The sequence below is a fragment of the Priestia aryabhattai genome, from assembly GCF_023715685.1.
Lineage (GTDB): Bacteria > Bacillota > Bacilli > Bacillales > Bacillaceae_H > Priestia > Priestia aryabhattai_B.
Window position 1 is genome coordinate 37199 of record NZ_JAMBOQ010000009.1, and the last position, 18648, is coordinate 55846.

General features: G+C 34.4%; 22 protein-coding genes and 3 pseudogenes. 7 read left to right on the plus strand and 18 right to left on the minus strand.

All coding sequences use genetic code 11. The features are described from left to right. Window positions 1-6 precede the first annotated feature (6 nt). The 3 genes and pseudogenes from M3225_RS25305 to M3225_RS25315 all read right to left on the minus strand — a co-directional run. Window positions 7-669, minus strand: coding sequence for an MBL fold metallo-hydrolase (locus tag M3225_RS25305; protein ID WP_251399294.1), 663 nt, complete (start codon window positions 667-669; stop codon window positions 7-9). 292 nt (window positions 670-961) lie between these two features. Further along, window positions 962-1477: a DinB family protein gene (locus M3225_RS25310; protein ID WP_251399298.1), complete on the minus strand. Its 516-nt coding sequence runs from the start codon at window positions 1475-1477 to the stop codon at window positions 962-964. 621 nt (window positions 1478-2098) lie between these two features. Continuing rightward, window positions 2099-2308 (minus strand): annotated as a pseudogene (locus M3225_RS25315) (IS3 family transposase); the annotation flags it as partial. A gap of 488 nt (window positions 2309-2796) precedes the next feature. Here M3225_RS25315 and M3225_RS25320 point away from each other — a divergent pair. After that, a complete protein-coding gene (locus M3225_RS25320; RefSeq protein WP_251399301.1) occupies window positions 2797-3057 on the plus strand; it encodes a hypothetical protein in 261 nt (86 codons plus the stop codon). A 6-nt stretch (window positions 3058-3063) separates the two neighbouring features. On the opposite strand, the gene M3225_RS25325 is transcribed toward M3225_RS25320, so the two are convergent. Both M3225_RS25325 and M3225_RS25330 read right to left on the minus strand, forming a co-directional pair. Next, window positions 3064-3522, minus strand: a complete 459-nt coding sequence (locus tag M3225_RS25325; protein WP_251399304.1) for an SMI1/KNR4 family protein — start codon at window positions 3520-3522, stop codon at window positions 3064-3066. A gap of 109 nt (window positions 3523-3631) precedes the next feature. Continuing rightward, complete coding sequence (locus M3225_RS25330) at window positions 3632-3889, minus strand: YolD-like family protein (protein WP_251399307.1); 258 nt, start codon at window positions 3887-3889, stop codon at window positions 3632-3634. 521 nt (window positions 3890-4410) lie between these two features. Here M3225_RS25330 and M3225_RS25335 point away from each other — a divergent pair. Then, a complete protein-coding gene (locus M3225_RS25335; protein WP_251399310.1) occupies window positions 4411-4683 on the plus strand; it encodes an AbrB/MazE/SpoVT family DNA-binding domain-containing protein in 273 nt (90 codons plus the stop codon). A 297-nt stretch (window positions 4684-4980) separates the two neighbouring features. Further along, entirely contained in the window at window positions 4981-5394 is a 414-nt protein-coding gene (locus M3225_RS25340) for a hypothetical protein (RefSeq protein ID WP_251399313.1), read from the plus strand. Window positions 5395-5673: 279 nt separating this feature from the next. Here M3225_RS25340 and M3225_RS25345 read toward each other — a convergent pair whose 3' ends face one another. Further along, the gene (locus M3225_RS25345; protein ID WP_308215772.1) at window positions 5674-5940 is read right to left on the minus strand and encodes an HNH endonuclease; all 267 of its coding nucleotides are present in this window, start codon (window positions 5938-5940) and stop codon (window positions 5674-5676) included. 52 nt (window positions 5941-5992) lie between these two features. Here M3225_RS25345 and M3225_RS25350 point away from each other — a divergent pair, with 52 nt between their 5' ends. Continuing rightward, on the plus strand, window positions 5993-6700 hold the full coding sequence (locus tag M3225_RS25350) for an IS6 family transposase (RefSeq protein WP_251399316.1): 708 nt from the start codon (window positions 5993-5995) through the stop codon (window positions 6698-6700). Between the two features lie 115 nt (window positions 6701-6815). Further along, on the plus strand, window positions 6816-6971 hold the full coding sequence (locus tag M3225_RS25355; RefSeq protein ID WP_182528226.1) for a DUF1540 domain-containing protein: 156 nt from the start codon (window positions 6816-6818) through the stop codon (window positions 6969-6971). Between the two features lie 79 nt (window positions 6972-7050). Here the strand turns inward: M3225_RS25355 and M3225_RS25360 are convergent, their stop codons facing one another. Further along, entirely contained in the window at window positions 7051-7296 is a 246-nt protein-coding gene (locus tag M3225_RS25360; protein WP_251399319.1) for a hypothetical protein, read from the minus strand. A 342-nt stretch (window positions 7297-7638) separates the two neighbouring features. Between M3225_RS25360 and guaC the strand changes: the two genes are divergently transcribed. Next, window positions 7639-8622, plus strand: coding sequence for a GMP reductase (gene guaC, locus M3225_RS25365; protein ID WP_251399322.1), 984 nt, complete (start codon window positions 7639-7641; stop codon window positions 8620-8622). Between the two features lie 146 nt (window positions 8623-8768). Here the strand turns inward: guaC and M3225_RS25370 are convergent. The 8 genes and pseudogenes from M3225_RS25370 to M3225_RS25405 form a co-directional block, all read right to left on the minus strand. Then, window positions 8769-8963 (minus strand): annotated as a pseudogene (locus M3225_RS25370) (KGG domain-containing protein); the annotation flags it as partial. A gap of 787 nt (window positions 8964-9750) precedes the next feature. Beyond that, on the minus strand, window positions 9751-10518 hold the full coding sequence (locus tag M3225_RS25375; protein WP_251399325.1) for a 3-oxoacyl-ACP reductase: 768 nt from the start codon (window positions 10516-10518) through the stop codon (window positions 9751-9753). 13 nt (window positions 10519-10531) lie between these two features. After that, the gene (locus M3225_RS25380) at window positions 10532-11548 is read right to left on the minus strand and encodes an ABC transporter substrate-binding protein (RefSeq protein ID WP_251399328.1); all 1017 of its coding nucleotides are present in this window, start codon (window positions 11546-11548) and stop codon (window positions 10532-10534) included. Then, window positions 11545-12300, minus strand: coding sequence for an ABC transporter permease (locus M3225_RS25385; RefSeq protein ID WP_251399331.1), 756 nt, complete (start codon window positions 12298-12300; stop codon window positions 11545-11547). The genes M3225_RS25380 and M3225_RS25385 overlap by 4 nt, the downstream gene beginning before the upstream one ends. Beyond that, a complete protein-coding gene (locus M3225_RS25390) occupies window positions 12297-13043 on the minus strand; it encodes an ABC transporter ATP-binding protein (RefSeq protein WP_251399333.1) in 747 nt (248 codons plus the stop codon). Before M3225_RS25390 ends, M3225_RS25385 begins: the two co-directional genes overlap by 4 nt. Before the next feature lie 10 nt (window positions 13044-13053). Further along, complete coding sequence (locus M3225_RS25395) at window positions 13054-14502, minus strand: acyl-CoA reductase (protein ID WP_251399336.1); 1449 nt, start codon at window positions 14500-14502, stop codon at window positions 13054-13056. Next, window positions 14499-15587 (minus strand): LuxE/PaaK family acyltransferase, encoded by a 1089-nt coding sequence (locus M3225_RS25400; protein ID WP_251399339.1) that lies wholly within the window; start codon window positions 15585-15587, stop codon window positions 14499-14501. Before M3225_RS25400 ends, M3225_RS25395 begins: the two co-directional genes overlap by 4 nt. An 836-nt stretch (window positions 15588-16423) precedes the next feature. Next, a complete protein-coding gene (locus tag M3225_RS25405) occupies window positions 16424-16762 on the minus strand; it encodes a cupin domain-containing protein (RefSeq protein WP_251399341.1) in 339 nt (112 codons plus the stop codon). Window positions 16763-17076: 314 nt separating this feature from the next. Between M3225_RS25405 and M3225_RS25410 the strand changes: the two are divergent. Continuing rightward, window positions 17077-17205 (plus strand): annotated as a pseudogene (locus tag M3225_RS25410) (transposase); the annotation flags it as partial. Window positions 17206-17353: 148 nt separating this feature from the next. Here M3225_RS25410 and M3225_RS25415 read toward each other — a convergent pair. The 3 genes from M3225_RS25415 to M3225_RS25425 form a co-directional block, all read right to left on the minus strand. Continuing rightward, window positions 17354-17842, minus strand: a complete 489-nt coding sequence (locus M3225_RS25415; RefSeq protein WP_251399345.1) for a hypothetical protein — start codon at window positions 17840-17842, stop codon at window positions 17354-17356. 162 nt (window positions 17843-18004) lie between these two features. Further along, complete coding sequence (locus tag M3225_RS25420) at window positions 18005-18319, minus strand: hypothetical protein (protein ID WP_251399348.1); 315 nt, start codon at window positions 18317-18319, stop codon at window positions 18005-18007. 56 nt (window positions 18320-18375) lie between these two features. Next, the gene (locus M3225_RS25425) at window positions 18376-18594 is read right to left on the minus strand and encodes a hypothetical protein (protein ID WP_251399351.1); all 219 of its coding nucleotides are present in this window, start codon (window positions 18592-18594) and stop codon (window positions 18376-18378) included. Window positions 18595-18648: the final 54 nt, after the last annotated feature.

Below are 18648 nucleotides of genomic sequence, written 5' to 3' on the forward strand. Positions count from 1 at the left end.
AGAAATTTAATATGAAATTACTTTTTGAATCTGATCATTAATATTTAATTTAATTAATCCTCCATGATAACAAATCATAGATTCAATATCAAGATCTAAATATTTTTCTAAAGAGAGTTGAGCCACCTTTATATCAAGTGTTGTTGGGGCATGAATTCCTCCAATTATTCCATTTACACTGTACATCGAATCCCCAGCAACGAGTGTTTTACTTTGCCTCAAATATAAGCTGATATGGCCAGGCGTATGCCCTGGAGTATGGATGACCCGAATTCCCCCGCAATACGGTAATTCTTGACCATCTTTCAAGGTATCGTCCACTCTACCCTTCGGGAGATTCTCTAGGTGCCCTTCTTTCAATAGAGGTAATTCCCCTTGGATATAAGGCTTATCCAACTCATGAGCATATACTTTAATATTACTTCCACACTCCTGTAATATCTCAGGAACACTGCCTATATGGTCCAGATCCTGATGAGTTAAAATTATAACTTTTAGTTTGTCGAACGATACTCCTACTGCATCCATTGCCAAGCACAAATCTTCAATTTGTCCCGGGAATCCGGTGTCAATTAAAACTGCCATTTCTTGATCCCACAAAAGAGTTGGATGAATAATATTCCCATGAAATTCAAGATGGAGCATCTCCACTCCCTTAGAAATTTTCATAACTTCGGACTCCTTTTAATTATATTTATTGACGAAAGAGAATGGGTTTAATTACGCCAAGAGGGTTAAAAAACAAGCTAATGTTGCACTTAATATACATATTGCCTAGTTTTACTCACACTACTTGCTTTGATAATTGAATAACTTAGAGTTTCGATTCACTTTCTAATAATTCCTTCTCTTATTCAAGAATTTGGCCCGATTGCTGAACAAAATCTCCTAGAATCTGATGAATGCTCTATACATTTTTAGTTTATATAAAACAAATTATCGGTAGTTAGCAGAGGAAAATCTACCTTTTCGTCTTCATTGCATACAAATAAACAACATAATCAGTCATAATACCAGGATATCCTAACTGTCGCAACATAGCTGTTATATTCCCACGATGATACGTTCCATGATTGACAACATGCTGTACCAATTCGAAAAGGTTAGTTTCCAACCGACCAAAATTAGGATGTTCTGGGAAAACTGCTTGATCTAGATTCCCTTGACGATCGAAAAATGCTTTAAATCTCTCGGATAAGTTAAAAAACATCGTCTCCATTTCCTCAATACTTTTTCCTTTTGTTTTCTCCCTCAGTTGGTTTCTTAGTTTTGTGATTTCATCAAAACCGTCGCCAGACATAACACTCAACCACGTGGTATCAGCAGTGTAAATATGCGCCAACACCTCTGAGATGGAAGAAAAAACACTTTGAATCTCCTTTTGGTAAATATCTTGTGGTAGTTCTTTTAAGTGCTCAAAAATTCTTTGATTTGCCCATACGTGATAATCATATAGTGATAATGTTTGATGTTTCATTTCGGACTCCTCCTGTTTCACTATTCATTATTGATATAACATAAGGTACTGGTAGTCAATCTATCTATTTAGAATTCTATAGAAATCCTCCCAGTCCTTGTTCTGAAGAGATTTCTTGTTAACATAAAACAATTTATAGGAAACCGCACAAAGACAGCGCTCAATCAATTGAGCGCTGTCTTTATACAAAAAGGATTTTTTCGGAATCTTCAATCAACTATCCTTATACTACTAGAAATTGATATAAAAAAACTATAACTTTGTTATGATTCCTGACATAGATAATTAAATATTATTTTTTGTGCAAAATAAAAAAGGACATTTCTTCTATGCCCTGTTCCCTCGTATCAGCCCCACCTACGCTAAATACTATGACAGCCACTCATGCCATCCAACCTATCCTTAGTATAGATGAAAGCGATTACAAAGTAAAGTGATTATTAAAATATTCTGCCTATTTCTTTTATTATATTTAACTTGTCTAACTTGAATAATATCAAATATCATGAGTAAACTACTAAAGATGTTTTCAAAGAAACATCGCCTTAAAAATAATGGTACGCACAACAGAAAAACTACTGGTCTCTGATTGAACTGAACCCAAAAAGTTAGACACTTTATCTAGGCAGCTAATGAGGATTGAATTCTGTATTGTACAGGAGTCAATCCTTTTAATTTTTCTTTTATTCGTAGGTGGTTGTAATAGAGGATGTAGGCCTCTAATTCCTGTTTGAACTGCTCTATATTTTCAAATTCTTGTAGATAGAGTAACTCTGATTTTAATAGACCAAAGAAATTTTCAATAACTGCATTATCTAAACAGTTACCCTTATATTTCTCCATCAATTCATGAATACTTGCTACCTGTATAATGCCTCCTATGGTCAGAATGGTGGGGTCAAGCATGGCAAATGGACTGAAAGGAACAAAGGAATAAGCGTGGAAAGGACGAGGTTTCGTTGGAGATTTTTTCAGACGAGGTTGAAAAACATTTTGAAAACCAAACCATTGTGTTTTTTTCATGTTGCTACCTACTTTCGTAAATTATTTATTTTTTCACATTTGATGTATAGCGTTTTTCAACATCGTGCATCCGGTCGCCCCCTTCGCCTCTCCAGCTCAGCTCCCTTACAGATTCCATGAAGGGCTTCACTAGGCGCATAAAGCTTGTATTAACGCGGTAACACTACCGAAATAGATACTGATTAGGAAATGGAGTCGTGATTCTTTAGATACTATGTAGCTCCTTCAGTAAGCTTGCCTGTCCACTCAAAAAATAAAAGAGAAACTCTACTGCAGTAGGTGATGAGTAGGTAGTGATGGAAAATGCGATCGGTTTTTATATGCTGGGGGTTGGCCTAGTGGCTTATATTTTTCATAAAATGGACGAGAGATCGAAAGATGTTCCAACGCCTAAAGTAGAACGTAAGGAGAATCAGCGAGAGCTTGATAAATCAGATGCCTCAAGTTTTAAAAAGAGTGAAAATGCGATTAAACTAACACGAAGGTGTAAGATCCTTACTCATGAAATCAATAAAAAAGAACTGACAATTGAATGCCAGTTCCTTTTTATTGTATAAATATAGTCATTCTTCATCTTCATAAATAAATAAGTCATTTACAAATGTTTCGAAGTTAGGAGCTAATTCAAAAATAAGTGTGTCTGTTCCCCATTCTAGATCCATATAAATTATAGGAGGATTATCCTTTGTATTCCGATAATCGAATGCAACCCACCAATGTCCTTCTCCACATAATAGAACAATATCTTTAGGTAAGTCCCATTCTTCTATATAATAATCACTGGATAAAATGCCTTCTTTTCCTATTCCATAAATTTCAGGAACGTTTACATGATCGTCTGCCCAATTTGTTGGAACAGAGGTAGGGTAGTCACAATACTTTAAATTGCCCCCATTCTGTATTTTACATAACTCAATATAGGATTTTGGTAACTTCACACCCAACTTCTTTTCTGCTTCGTTGACCATTTCTTCTGTTAATTTTTTTGATTGACTGTATCCATCATCCCAAATATCTCTCATTTCCCCATCCCTTTCAACCCTTACCAACTAAATGCTTTTCTTCCACGTTGATCACTCTTTTCTAAGTGACTCTTATTAGACTACCACAAAAAGCGAAGGTGAAATTATTTTATGTAAAACGAACATCAATTAGTTCACTTAACCTCATTTTGTTCTTTAATTCAAATACTTCATCGATAAAAATAAACAAATTCCCCAGGGAATCAACAAATTGGATGAATCCTGTTTCGGTTATACATCGCCCCCGTTTGTAGTGTGTAAGGTACACCTTTTTATTTGTCTGTAATGCTTCAATCAGTGTTAGATTGATCTGTTCCATTTGCTCTTCTGTTAAAACAGGTTGATGGACTTCCAGTTGTTTGTTCATGACTTCCTGTAACCCTATGTATTACTCCGGCATGGGGGCAAAGGCTCTCCATTTTTTCATTTTTTCAAAGTTAGGGCTCATATTATTTCCTGTTATGTAGCTTTGAAATAAGCTACAACTTATTATCTTCAAATTTCTAATCATTTTTTAAGGGTTTTCTAAGTATATGTTAATTTTTCACTGGTATATTACAACAATAATAGAGGATATTTCGGAGGAATGCTTGATAAAAATCGTATTTTGAACATCTGGATTTAAAGGATGTCTAGATGCTGAAGAGGTAGCTAAAAAGAAAATGTCCTGTATCATTTTTAGAGTGATATAAGTCTTTTTTGATTTAATCGTCTCCGTCTATTTGGTAGCATCAGGACTTTGAGAATTTCCGATAGAAAATATGATATTGCTGATAAGCGCTGTGACGCAATTAACTTTTGTTTTATGGGAATTCTCCATTCTCATTATTAGTTGTGTAAATTTCAGCATTTATCATAGCAAGTAATAGCAAGGAAGGGAAATGAAGAATGAAATCAAAAGGTATTATACGAAGAGTAGATGAGTTAGGGCGTGTAGCTCTTCCAATCGAGATACGACGCATTTTTAATATTAAAGAGAAAGCTCCTGTAAAAATTCATATGAATGAAAATGAAGACAAGATTATTTTAAAGAGAAATACGCATTTGCTCGAATGTATGATAACAGGTGAAATCTCTCTACAAAACAGGTTATATTCAGGTGGAATAGTGTTAAGTACAAGAGGAGCAGAAATTTTATTTCATGCATTAAAAAATAACTAACTGAAATAGTGGTAGCAACATTATAAATTGCATGTCTCAAGCTTTAAAAAGACTGAAGACACATTTACATTAAAAAAGAGAAGGTTAAAAACCTTCTCTTTTTATTATATAGTCATCTATGCTCAGATGCTCTTTTTCAATCAACATTGTCAATATTCACGTAGAAAAACTAACGGAATAGATACTGATTAATAAACGAAGTCGTTATTCTTTAGATACTATGTAACTACTTCAGTGAGCTTGCTTGTCTACTTATAAAAATAAAAAAGAAAATGTACTGCAGTAGGTGATCGTTAGATGATTATCGAATACGTTATAGGCAGCAACATTGGAAATCGAATGCCTCAAGTTTTAAAAATACGCCTTTGCAATAAATATAATCTCTCAGCCTGTACTAGTTACAAATCTGGCGCTGATTTATTTGTACAATTTACTAATATGAAACTTAAATTTTTAAGGAGAGAGAAAATGAGAACATTATTTAATCAAACACCCCGAAAAGATTATTTTGATAATGATGCTGTTAAATTTCTTGATACAGTAAAAACTCTTGCAAGAGATCATGGCCTGACAGTTGAAGAGACCTGTCGTATTTTAGAACTATCTATGAAAATTGATGATTATGATCGCAAAGATGAACAATTAGCCGGATTAGGACGATTAATAAAAGATTTAATTGAAGAAATTTCTATGTTAAGAGAAAAGTTATAACATAATAAATTAGAAAAAACACCTAGAGAGTAAGGTATTTTTTCTAATTAAAGAGGGTTAAAACACAGTTAAACTAAAAAAAGAGAAGGTTTTTTAACCTTCTCTTTTTCTATATCATCTATGCTTAGATACTCTTCTTCAGTCGGGTAGGTCACGAATGTTACCACTCCTTTCCCCCCTAAGAACCGTACGTGTCCCTTTCAGAACATACGGCTCAAGTGTACGTTTACCGGTCTATCTTGAACACATTGCACCTTGCAAATCAATTTTATAAGTACCTTACAGTTTTCTTTTTCTTAGCATTTTAGAAAATGCTTTAGTTTGTTTACCGTTTGGGACTTCCCCTTTTGCTGGAAATGTTTTATGCCATAGAATATGGCAAGATGTATGAACCAATGTTAAATTTCTATACTCATTTGTTCCGCCGTGAAACTTAGGGTTTTTGTGATGAATTTCTAATCCTTCACCCGTTAAAATTGACGTCTGACATAAAGAACACTTATATTTCGGCTCTGGTGCAAAAATACAACCTAGCTTGAAACAAATCTTTTAAACTTGGACATACTGATACTAGTACTCTAAAAAGGAAGTGATCGGTATGGAAAAGCAAAATTCATTTAAGTGGAAACACTATCAACCTGATATCATTATGTTAAATGTAAGATGGTACCTACGGTATAACCTCAGCTTTCGTGATTTGGTTGAAATGATGGAAGAACGAGGACTTTCCATTGCTCATACAACAATTATGCGCTGGGTTCATCAATATGGCCCTGAATTAGATGAGCGAGTACGGCGTCACCTTAAGACAATTAATGATTCTTGGCGAGTGGATGAGACCTATATAAAAGTAAAAGGACAATGGATGTATTTGTATCGTGCCGTTGATTCAGAAGGAAATACAATTGATTTTTACCTAAGTAAAACAAGAGATCATAGGGCTGCAAAGCGCTTCTTCAAGAAAGCTTTGCGGTCTTTTCATGTTTCCAAGCCCCGTGTGATCACAGTAGACAAGAACCCAGCCTATCCTATAGCCATTGAAAAGTTAAAGAAAGAAAAAAAGATGCCTGTAGGCATCCAAATAAGGCAAGTCAAATATCTAAATAACATCGTGGAACAAGATCATCGTTTTATTAAAAAGCGAGTTCGTTCAATGTTAGGACTAAAATCTTTTCGCACAGCTACATCCATTATTTCTGGAATAGAAGCAATGCATATGATAAAAAAGGGGCAACTTGTTTTACAGGACAAGGCTGTCCGAAATCAAATGAAGTTCATCTATCAACTATTTGGAATGGTTGCCTAAGAACAGATTCGGTTAGGAATCTATATGCTTCTTTAAAAGGGACTTAATCTTTGCACCAGAACCGTATCAACTACCTCCAACTTGTTAATCATAACAAAAGAGGAGGTGTGATAATTTGGAACAAAATATTCTTTGTGAAGTAAATAACTGTAAGTATTGGCATTCTGGCAACAAATGTACGGCAGATGAGATTTACGTTGTCAGCCATAAAGGCAAACAAGCATCAGATAGTGAAGATACAGATTGTAAAACGTTTATACCAGAAGCTTAATAAATAAGGGTAACCATAAGGAAGATGGTTACCCTTATTTATTAATAGTATTGATAATAATAATCATTTTCATTCATGATTATTTTATTTTTAGCTTTGTTTCATTTTTAAATAATAAGTAATGTGCTTTGTCTACCTTTTCTTCTAAGTATTCAAGTGAATAGTTGCCGAATGGATCTGCTAAGTTACCGAGTGCTCGTGGGAGGTTATCTATGACTATTTTTGATGTAAGACAGTCTGTGTATTCATTATCTTTATTCATTTTATCCATAATTTCATGAGCCAGATGTTGGATTCGTCGTAATCGCATTTGTTTTGTTCTCATATTAGTTTCCTCCTCTATAGATGAATTTATATCGTCTAAATATATGGAGGGGATAAAAAGATTATGAAACGATTTCCTATAAGGAACATTATGTTAACTACAATTGTATAGAGCATACATCTTATAAATGTTCATTATCCTTTGATTTAGTTGGTCGTTGATCTCCTATATTCTAGCATGAGAACTAAGCTTAAATAATTGAGCTTAGGTGTAGATTTGAACTAATTATGTAGCATAAATAGGCTAAATTTTTGACATACTTATAGAAATAAACTATATTATCATAGTACGAACTTTTGTCGGTTATTAATTATTAATTATTCGTTTTTAGAGGTGTATTTAATGGAAAATGTGTTTGATTACGAAGATATTCAGCTAATTCCTGCTAAATCAGTAGTGAACAGCAGGACTGAGTGTGATACGACTATAACATTTGGGGAGCGTAAATTTAAGTTACCTGTCGTGCCCGCCAATATGCAAACAATTATAGATGAAAAACTGTCAATTTACTTAGCAGAAAACGGCTATTTTTATGTGATGCATCGTTTTCAGCCAGAGAAGCGAATGTCTTTTGTTAAAGATATGAAAGAACGTGAGTTATTTGCTTCTATTAGTGTAGGAGTTAAAGAAGAGGAATATAGATTTATCCAACAACTAGCAGAGGAAAAACTTTCACCTGAATACATTACGATTGATATTGCACATGGTCATTCAGATGCCGTCATACAGATGATTCAGCATATAAAAAAAAACTTGCCCCATAGTTTTGTTATTGCAGGAAATGTGGGAACTCCAGAAGCAGTAAGAGATCTAGAGCGTGCTGGTGCCGATGCAACAAAAGTAGGGATTGGGCCAGGAAAAGTATGTATTACAAAGATTAAAACTGGATTTGGAACAGGTGGTTGGCAATTAGCAGCTTTGCGTTGGTGTGCAAAGGCAGCAAGCAAGCCTATAATTGCAGACGGTGGTATTCGTACGCATGGTGATATTGCGAAATCAATCAGATTTGGTGCGTCCATGATAATGATTGGATCACTATTTGCTGGACATGAAGAGTCTCCAGGTGAATCAGTTGAGAAAGATGGAATTCTATATAAAGAATACTTTGGTTCTGCCTCTGAATTCCAAAAAGGTGAAAAGAAAAATGTAGAAGGTAAAAAGATGTTGGTAAAACATAAAGGGTCTATGAAAAATACTCTTATAGAAATGGAACAAGATCTTCAGTCTTCTATTTCTTATGCGGGAGGAAATAAGCTAGAAGCAATTCGTAATGTTGATTATGTTATTGTGAAAAATTCTATTTTTAACGGAGACAAGACATATTAATCATTTTTTGATAAAAACAGAAGCTAAATTCTTTATATATAAAGAATTTGGCTTCTATCCATGTTGATTATACTAACTAAAAATGTATATGATATCCAGCGTAAAACAGAAAAATTTAGTTTTACAAAAAATTAGTCGTTATCACGTTTGTTGTTGGATTTTCCACCCTTTTCACCGATTTCCTGGTAGAATTCTTTATCATGGTTTTTAGCTGTAGCTTCTCCGCCTTTTTCGCCAATCTCTTGGTAAAATTCCTTGTCATGATTTTTAGAGGTAGCTTTGCCACCCATTCTTCCAGCCTCTTCACGGCTCATTTTGCCATTATTTTTATTAGTTGCCATTTTGCATTCCTCCTAATAATTTTTAATATATTTTTTATCTTCCACGTTTAAAAAGAGCTAAACTATTTATTTTATTTTCCTAATAGTTGAGAATCATTTCCCTCTTTTTATATTGTAACTCCTCTCTTTTTGAAGTCTTACTTATATTTGCTGATATGCTTTCTTTTAATATGAGGATATCTATAAAATCAATTATGTTAAGTAAATCTTAAAGTATTTCTTAAAAACAATTAGTTTAACTATCAACTTTCTGTGACGACAAATATCCAAATCCACTTCTTATCATATACCAATCTATCTTCTACTTCCCTTTTAATAAATTGTTGTATTTATAACAACTAATTAGAAAATGTATAAGTATTTTATATATAGAAGTAAAAGGTAAAACTAACTTATAAAATTTTATGTTTTATCATTTACTCTAAGTGACGACAAATAGTGTATTTTTATACAATATGTGTAAATAATAACAATGTTTTTAATAAAGTATGTTTAGATTTACTTAATGATATGACAGAAAGTGAGACTAACATAATCAAGCTTATATAAACTAGAAATGAATAACGTATACAGACTAAAAATAGAAAAACCTACTGTGCAGGGAGACTGACCCCACATTCAGTAGTTTTTTTAGGTATGATACTTTACATATCTTAAGTAGTTTGCTCAAATTAAGAGTACTTACTAATGCTTAAGCATACAAAAGCTATCCTTTTTGTAAACTGACAAATCTACAAAGGCACAAAAGAAGGAGTCGGCATTTTAATATAAATACCGACTCCTTCCATTACATTACAAATCCTCCATCGACAAACAAAGTTTGCCCTGTCATAAATTGACTCCAATCTGAAGCCAGGAATAATACTGGTCCAGCTATATCTTCAGGAGTAGCAATTCTACGAAGAGGTGTTTGGGCAATAATCATTTCCTTTACTTCTTCCTTCGTATTCTTACTGGCATCTGTAGGATATACAAGCCCTGGAGCAACGCAGTTAACTCTTATACCAAAAGACCCCAACTCTGCTGCTAAATTACGGCTATAGCCCATTAGAGCTGTTTTAGCTGTATTGTACTCATGATAAGGAACAAGTGTTCTTTCAACTAAATTACTAATAATATTTACGATACTTCCTTGGCTTTGTTTTTTCATAATAGGAAGAACTGCTTGACACATATAGTGCGCAGAGCGTACTGCTCCATCAATTTGTGCTTGATAATCTTCCCAATTCAAATCCCAAGCCATTTTACGTTTTTCTGGATCAAATTTATATGATTTAAAGGCATTGTTTATTACAATATCAATTTTTCCTACTTCCATTAAAATCTGCTCTACCATTCGGTTAATATCTGATTCGGAAGTTACATCTGCTTGAATAGCCCATCCATCACCGCCGAGTTCAATACAAGATGATACAACTTTTTCGGCAGCCTCCTCATTTTGGAGGTAATTTACAATAACAAAGGCTTTTTCCTTGCCAAATGCACGAGCAATTGCAGCTCCTATTCCCCGGCTCGCTCCTGTAACAAGTACTACTTGCCCTGAAAATTTCCCCATTATCCTTCCCCCGTTACTTCTTAGGAAGAAGTTCTTGGTTTACAACCTCTTCCATATTCAATTTATTCTTAATTAATCCTAATTTTTGATATGTGTCAGCAGCTTTTTGCAGAACGGTTGTATCAAGGGATCCTAATCCCTTTTCATCTGTTAAGGAGGAAACACTGGAAGTGTTTCGTAATTTAATAATCTCTAAATTTTGTTTCACATCGGTTCCATCAATTGCATACTTCTTCGCTAAAGAAGCTGCTCCTTCTGGATTTTCAATCATCCACTCAGCACTATCTTGATAAGCTGCTAAAAATAGTTTAAACTCTTCTTTCTTCTCTTGATACGTTTTTTCTGTTACCACAAATACATCACTTGGTACATTTAAAGAGTCTTTTACTTCCATTACATTCACTGCACCTAAACCTTTTTGTTTACCCGCGGCTAATCCTGTATCTGTTGCTGCCGTAGCGTCTACTTGCCCCTGCATTAAGGGAGCAAAGTTTGAAATACCTGTCTCTACAATTTTTACATCTTTTTCAGTAAGACCAGCTTCGTGTAAAAGTACTAACAGGTTTTGACGAGTTCCACTTGTTAAACTATAGACACCAATCGTTTTTCCTTTTAAATCTTCGGGTTTCGTAATATTTTTTTCTTTTAGTGAAACGATATTGAATACATTTTGCGGATAAATATTATAAATTACTCTCAACTTTTCTCCCTTATCTAATGCAAAGAAAAGTGATCCAGGATCTGCAAAGGCAATATCAGCTTTTCCAGAAAGAATATTTTTCACAGCATCTCCTCCTCCAGCACCAGGAAGGATGGTTACATCTAATCCTTTATCTTTGAAAAATTCTTTTTTCTCATCCACTAATAGATTTGTTTGTTCTGTAATTGGCTTACTCCAATTTGCAACTCGAATTTTTTCTATTTCTTTTTTTTCTGATGTCGTACTTGCTTTTTCTTGTGTCCCGCATGCTGCAGAAAACACTGTAATACATAATAAGACAATTGCTGTTAATAATGTTTTTGTTCTCATTTTTTTATCTCCTTCGTATATCGTCTTATCCATTTCTTTTCCATTACGTTAACGAGTTGATAGAGAAGCATCCCTATGATAGTTAGCAAAATTAAAGACGCAAACATTAAAGGTGTATCCATCATCCCCTGAGAGGCTACAATTACGGCTCCCAATCCTTCACTACCACCAATAAATTCACCGACGACAGCTCCTACTATTGCTAATACCACAGCGACACGAAGTCCCGCAATAATTCCTGGCATGCCAGCAGGTATTTTTAAATGCAGTAATGTTTTCCACCGGCTAGCTCCTAACATACGGAACAATTCTTGTTTCTGTTTATCGGTATACTGGATAGCTGTAACCGTATTCTCAAGCAAAGGAAAAAAACAGATCAATGCTGTAATTACTACTTTGGATGTCATCCCAAAACCGAACCAGAGAATGAATAATGGAGCTAAAGCGAGTTTTGGAACAGCTTGACTTGCAATAACATAAGGAAAAAAAAGCTTCCTTATGATTTGAATTTCTCCCATAAGAATCGCAGCCAGAAAGCCAAATAAGCCTCCAAATAATAGGCCGAGTAATACCTCTGCCATAGTCCGCATAATATGGGGCATGAAATATCCACTCTTTATACCCTCCAAAAGAGTAGAAAAAATAATAGAGGGAGCAGGCAATATGAGTTCTGACATATTTTTTGCTGCCATTTCCCACACGATAAGCAAGACAATAAATAAGAGAAAAGAATATAACGGCATCTTCTTCATAATTGTTCCCTACCCATTACATGACGTATGTTTAGGCAAAACTCATTAAAATAAGATTCATATTTCATTTTCATGATTCGTGGTCTCGGAAGATCAACCGCCGATTCATACGCAATCTTTCCCTCTGCCATGACAGCTAATCGATCTGACAAATAGACAGCTTCTGAGATATCGTGAGTAATAAAAAGAACAGTTGTGTTATGCAACTTACAAACCTTTAGAAGATCATCCTGTAGTTCTTCTCTTGTAATTGCATCTAATGCTGCAAATGGTTCATCTAGAAACAACATAGATGGCTTTTGAATAAGGGCTCTGGCAATAGCAACACGGCTCTGTTGCCCTCCCGATAATTGCATAGGATATTGATTAACATAGGAAGCTAATCCAACAAGATCCAATAAATTTGTTGCATTTTTTCGATCTTCTTCGGTTATCTTTCGTAGAAGAGAAATAGGAAGCAGCACATTTTCTATCACTGTTTTCCATTCCAATAATGTCGGTGATTGAAAAACAAATCCGCATTCCGTGGAAGGTTTCATAACTTCTCTCCCATTTAATTGAATACTCCCATCATTGGACTGCAATAAGCCTGCAGCAAGCTTTAGTAATGTTGTTTTCCCACAACCACTTTTACCCAGCAAACAATGAAACTCGCCTTTTTCAATACTCCAGTTCACCCTATCAATAACCAAATTTTTACCTTGATAACTATATGTCACATCGTTGATTGTTAAAAAACTCATGTTTTACCTCCTAATCCACATAAGGAGCAAATCTCTCACTTTCCTCTTCAGCAGAAGATTCTATATCTACCATATGAATCAAATCTAGTAAATTAAATCGACCATCGTGATGCCAGCCAGCTTCTGGAGACGTCATATTTCCTAATGCTGTAATACGTGTGAGTCCTATTTTTCCTAATAATTCTGCCCAATGAAAAAGTTCTTTCGGGCTTGTTGCTATACCAACCGTTTGTAGAAAAGACCGGTTAGGTGCAATAGAAGGAATAATATCTTCTATTCTTTCAAATGCAATCACTCTTATCATACGATTTAAACAGCTGGGACTAAAACTTATGTCATTCTCTTCATAAACAACTGTCCAATCATTTGCAGCATTCCCTAATACCTCTTTATAAGGGTTAGAATAAATATCCATCTCTTCTCTTTGGCGCCATGATGCTAATGATGCAGACTCTTCCATTGAAAGACTACGGCGTGGAAACCTTTTTTCAAAGTTATCTAGTTCATGAGCCATATACCTTGCAAACTCTCTCGGAGAGATATTTCCCCCATTTTGTACATAAAAGAGATGGGGAGAATAACAACCTTGCTGATCATAACGAACCACATCTAGAGCTGCTTGACGTGCGGAATGCCAAGCTTTGTGAGAATCAAGGGAAGATTTAGAAACGACTCCAAAACTGATTTTATGTCCAAATGGCAAGAAACGAGTAGTAATGGGAATACGACTTTGAATAGATTGCAATGATTCATTCCCCCCATAACCAACTACAACGTCTGTTTGTTTAAATAGAGAACGTTCTCGCTCTTCGTTGCCGCCTTTCCACCAAACCACCGCAAAACAGTCTGATAAACGCGGTTCTATTTCCACTAATAATCTAGCAAACCAGCCAGCAAATAAAGGCTCAGCACTTGGGACTTTTCCGACATTTCCTGCTTTAACCAATAAACCAGAGATGAAACTCCATAATGGTAAGCCCGGGACATTTCCTGACCAAATATGAGTAATAAGATCCGGTCCAATTGCCTTTGAAAAACCCCCTTTTACTCGAGGTTGAAATTCATCGAGTAAAGAAAGATTTCCTAAATCCTCAATAAGAAAACGTTGCAGTTCATGTTTTCGAAAGTTTTTTAAGTAAGAAGTAAGACCGAGTCGAATTAGCTCCTCACTATAGCCGGTTACAATAGGTAAAAGCTTTTCCGCCTTTTGACGGCAAGATGTATTTCGATCAAGTAATCTATCAATGACTTGATCTATGATCTTCACAAGCTCCATAACCGAGAAAGATTTTAACGTCTCAGCACTCGCCTTCTTGACTTTCTGGATAACCTTATCCATCTGTTCTTCTGTAAGAAGTGGAATTTCCACCTCTAATACTTCCTCTTTGTCTCTGAACAGCAAAACTTTTTTCTCAAATTCTTCTCCTATATCTGGGAGATACCCTGCAGTTTCTCTCATTTTGGAAATTCCTTTGTTGCCTTTAAAAATTCCTCTACAGCAATCGAGCATCCTTTGGCTTGAGTGCCTTCCACTCTTCCTAATAAAAGGAAACCACAGTCGACCTCAATTCCCACATCTTCTGTCAAAATTGTCGTTACCGAGTTAAAGTTTGCAAGATCACAATGTACAAGTACTCCACGCTCACCCTTGGATACCTCCTCGCCTGTTAATGGATTTATAACTCTTGTTCGTATCCAATGTGGTCCTGATTTAACAGATGGAACATTTGTATTTCCATTGTCGTAAAATTGTGTGCTTAATTCGGTAATTCCGTACATATTAATACACTCAGCACGATCTACTCCTAAAATGGAGGAGAGTAACTGATAGAACTCATCCAAATCCAATTCCTTTGATTGATTTTTAAATCCTCCTGTATCTAGGATTTTGCTTCCTTTTGGTAAAGAAAACGTTTTTCCCATGCCTTCCAGTTTTTCTAACATGTGTACGAAGCTAAAGCTTGCTCCTACAAGAGCATACGGCTCCCCAGTTTCTTCAGAGTGACTTAATTCTTCTAGCAAACGATCCATGTCAACTCCGTTATCATTTATTAGATAGTGACTATCTTCAGTACCAAACTCCTTCATTCCTAAAGCTAAATAGTGAGCTAATGAAGAGTTCGGCAGTTCTTTTGCTGTGGGAAAGAGAACTCCCATACGTATTTTCTCTGTGTCCTTCATAAACCTTTGTTTAAAATTTAAAGTCATTGATCGATTATATATATGTAAAATCGGGTGATAATGCTTACCCTTAATTCCTTTCGTAGTACCACTTGTCATAAAAACAGCTGCTGCTTCATTAGGATCAGCACAACTCAATGTAACTTCTTTAAAAGCGTTAATGGGAACTGCCGGAATATCCCTCCATGTTTTGACCATTCTTGGCGTTTTCCCTTTTTGCATACAAAACGTCCGATATGGAAGATTATGTTGATATTGATATGAGAATATTTGTAAGGCTTGTTCATTGAAATCATCTTCTGAAGAAAGTTGATTTTGTATAAATTGAAGCGTACTTTCAATAATTTCTTGTTGCTGTTTCATCTGCTTCCAACCCTTTCCTAAAAAAATAAAAAAGCACTCTACATAAGTAAAGTGCTTAGACTATCGCTATTATCACTTTCCCTACGCTGGCATGATCCAACAGGTTCAACGGTCTACGACAGATTAGTCGTACTCTCAGCCTGATTCCACAGACTCCCGATAAAATCTATTTTTCATTCAAAGTTTACTCCTTCTTTCAAAAGAATGCAATTGTATTATTAACCAACCCTTAAATATGAATAAAAATTATTTGTAATGTATTTTTCATTCAAACAGGGAGTTCTTAATAAATTAGAACATTTTACAGTTATACCTACAAGTTAATATGATTATGAAGAAATGACTGATATAATACTGGCACCTATTAATAGTAAAGAAATTGCTTAATAATCTACCTTAATACCTATTGTTTCACAAAAAAGGACTATCTCTTTAAACTGAGAATAGATGTCCTTTTCTGGTTTATACTATATACTCTACACATTTTTGGTTTACACAATTCCCCTTTCATAAAGCTGCTATGTTGATTGTATAGAATTTGCAAAGTTAGTTGACATAAACGTTATTATATTTAGTTTCATTTCCCTAAAGACTATTTTTATGAGGACTAGCATATGTATAAAAAGTGCGCTTTTTATACATTTTTTCTTTACCCACACCTGAAGAGGATACCGTCATATCAAGGGTGTATAAAAAGCTGCATATTGGAGAGAAACCAACTCTTTAAGAATCCTTCTACGCCAAGGGTTCTCTTTTTGTATGTGTTCCGGAAACTTTAATTATGTTAACTAAAAGTGGATATGATATCTACTTTTAGTTAACAAGTTGATTTAAAATTAAACTGGTATTCTATCTTCTTTGGTTGTTGGTTGAGAAATAACAAGAAATTCAACGTCTTCATTAGATCGGTTCATCATTTGATGAGGGACATGAGGAGGAACTTCTACACCTTCAAGGGGTGCTATATTTTCTAATTTCCCATCTATCTCTAGAGTAGCAGTGCCGATTAATACAAAGAAAAATTGCCGGGATTTTGTATGATAATGACGTACTTCAGAGGTATTAGGTGGCATACGTTCGTGAATAACACTTAAATCATTTTGATTTACTAAACGCCATCCATCACATTTGTCTCCCCATATATAATGTTCTGCACCTTTTTTACTAATTTTCATTTTCATCAATATCCTTTCACTATTGTCAGATAATTATGTAAAATTCAATAGTACAACTATAACTTTCAATAAGTATTTTTACAATATATCCCTTCAGATAAAAGGCTTTATGTAAACTAGGCTTGTATATCCTATACATACTCTAAATATATGACATAACGTATAAAAAGATTAATTACTTTTTATACGTACAATAAGGTTTATTTCAGAAGATAAAAAGACGGTTTTTCATTAGTTTTCCTATCGTCTAAAAAGGTGTACCTTTTTGGATCTGGAGTTAGTATAGTTTCATGGACACCATTTAATTAAGTCCTTACAATGATGAGTTTAAGAAAAACATTGTGGATTTATATCATGTGGGAAACTCGGTTAAAGATTTAAGCAGCGAATATGGTGTATCAGAAGTAACAATTTATAAATGGGTAAAGGTATTTACGCCTATCAGTTCAGAAGAAGGCTCTCTTTGTTGAGAGCAATAGTATAAAAAACAAACCGTAATTAAAAGGTTTGTCTCTTTAAGGCTATTAGTTGTTAATGCACTGCAACGAAGCCGTATATTAGTGCAAATAGGAAAACAAATGTAAAAACAGCCTATCTTTTTCTTAAAATTAGTCGCCATTTATTATGGAATTTCTCAAATTGAATACTATAATTTTCTTTTTCATAAATAAAAATATTCCCAGGTTCTGTTGGTTTACCCATTATCTCCAAAATTTCATCTTTTGAATAATCAAGTTCAACTTGAATTGTATAAATTTCGTTCATTTCATCTTCGTCGATAATGAAATTTTGATTTTCAATTGTATATCTATATGTTTGAATGTCTTCATTGTCAAAATGTTCGTTTGGTTTGCCCCAAATTCTTTCTACATCACTCATTTTAGTATCATTATCAAGCCTTAAAGGTGTTCCTTTTATGATTCCTTTTTCTAAGTCTTTAATAGTTTCAGCATCTAAATTAAATACCCTATGCCTTAAAATATCTTCTACCTTATTTTTCTCTTTTGGTACTTGCGTACTGCAACCAGATATAAAGAGTAAAACAGCAATCAATGTCATTAATAAATTCACTATTTTCAAATTCATCACATCCTTTCAGGGTGCTTTTTGGATTAAAGTATATTTAACAGAGCTAAAGGAACTCATCAAAACCCTTTAGCCCAAAGCGTTCCCTTTTTGATGAAGTTCCGAAAAAAACATTATTTTAGGCAGAAAAATTTCTCCTTTATTTAAACAAAATAATTACTCCAGTTTTTCATCTTCCTGCTTTTCCATCATTTTTCGATGACTGCTTATAAAAGAAGGGATTTTTCTAAAGTAATGTTTTTTCACTTCATGAAAAGGTATCCATATGTCCTTGGCTACAATAACATCATAAACTTCGTCTAAAATTTGATCTCGTTTCCTGGGGTGTAATTTGACGTGAGGGTAGTTGATCGCACTAATATAGCGTTGTCCTAATTCGTTAGTTATCCATTCTTTCTGCTTTTGCTTTAATGCTGAAAACTTTTTATTTGTTTGAATTAAGCGTCCATTTTGATAAACATGATTTTTCATATAATTTCCCCCCTTTTCTCCGTAATCTCATATAAAATTGTTGAACCTTCATTTACCTAGTAGGCTTTTTTCTTAAATTGTTCCTTCACATAGTTGCAATTTCGTGTATGTTCACGGGAAAAGAAATGGTCGTATTTATAATAAACTCTGACTTCACAAGAAGGACAGATAAAAAAGCCCATTTTTAGTTTATCTTGATTTACCTCATGCGCATAAAACTCCCCTGTAGCTTTAAACATTAACACATGTTTAGCTTTTTCGATTTTCGCTCGCATAATTATATCCTCCCTCACCATATTTTTCATATATTTCTATGATAAGGGCTATAT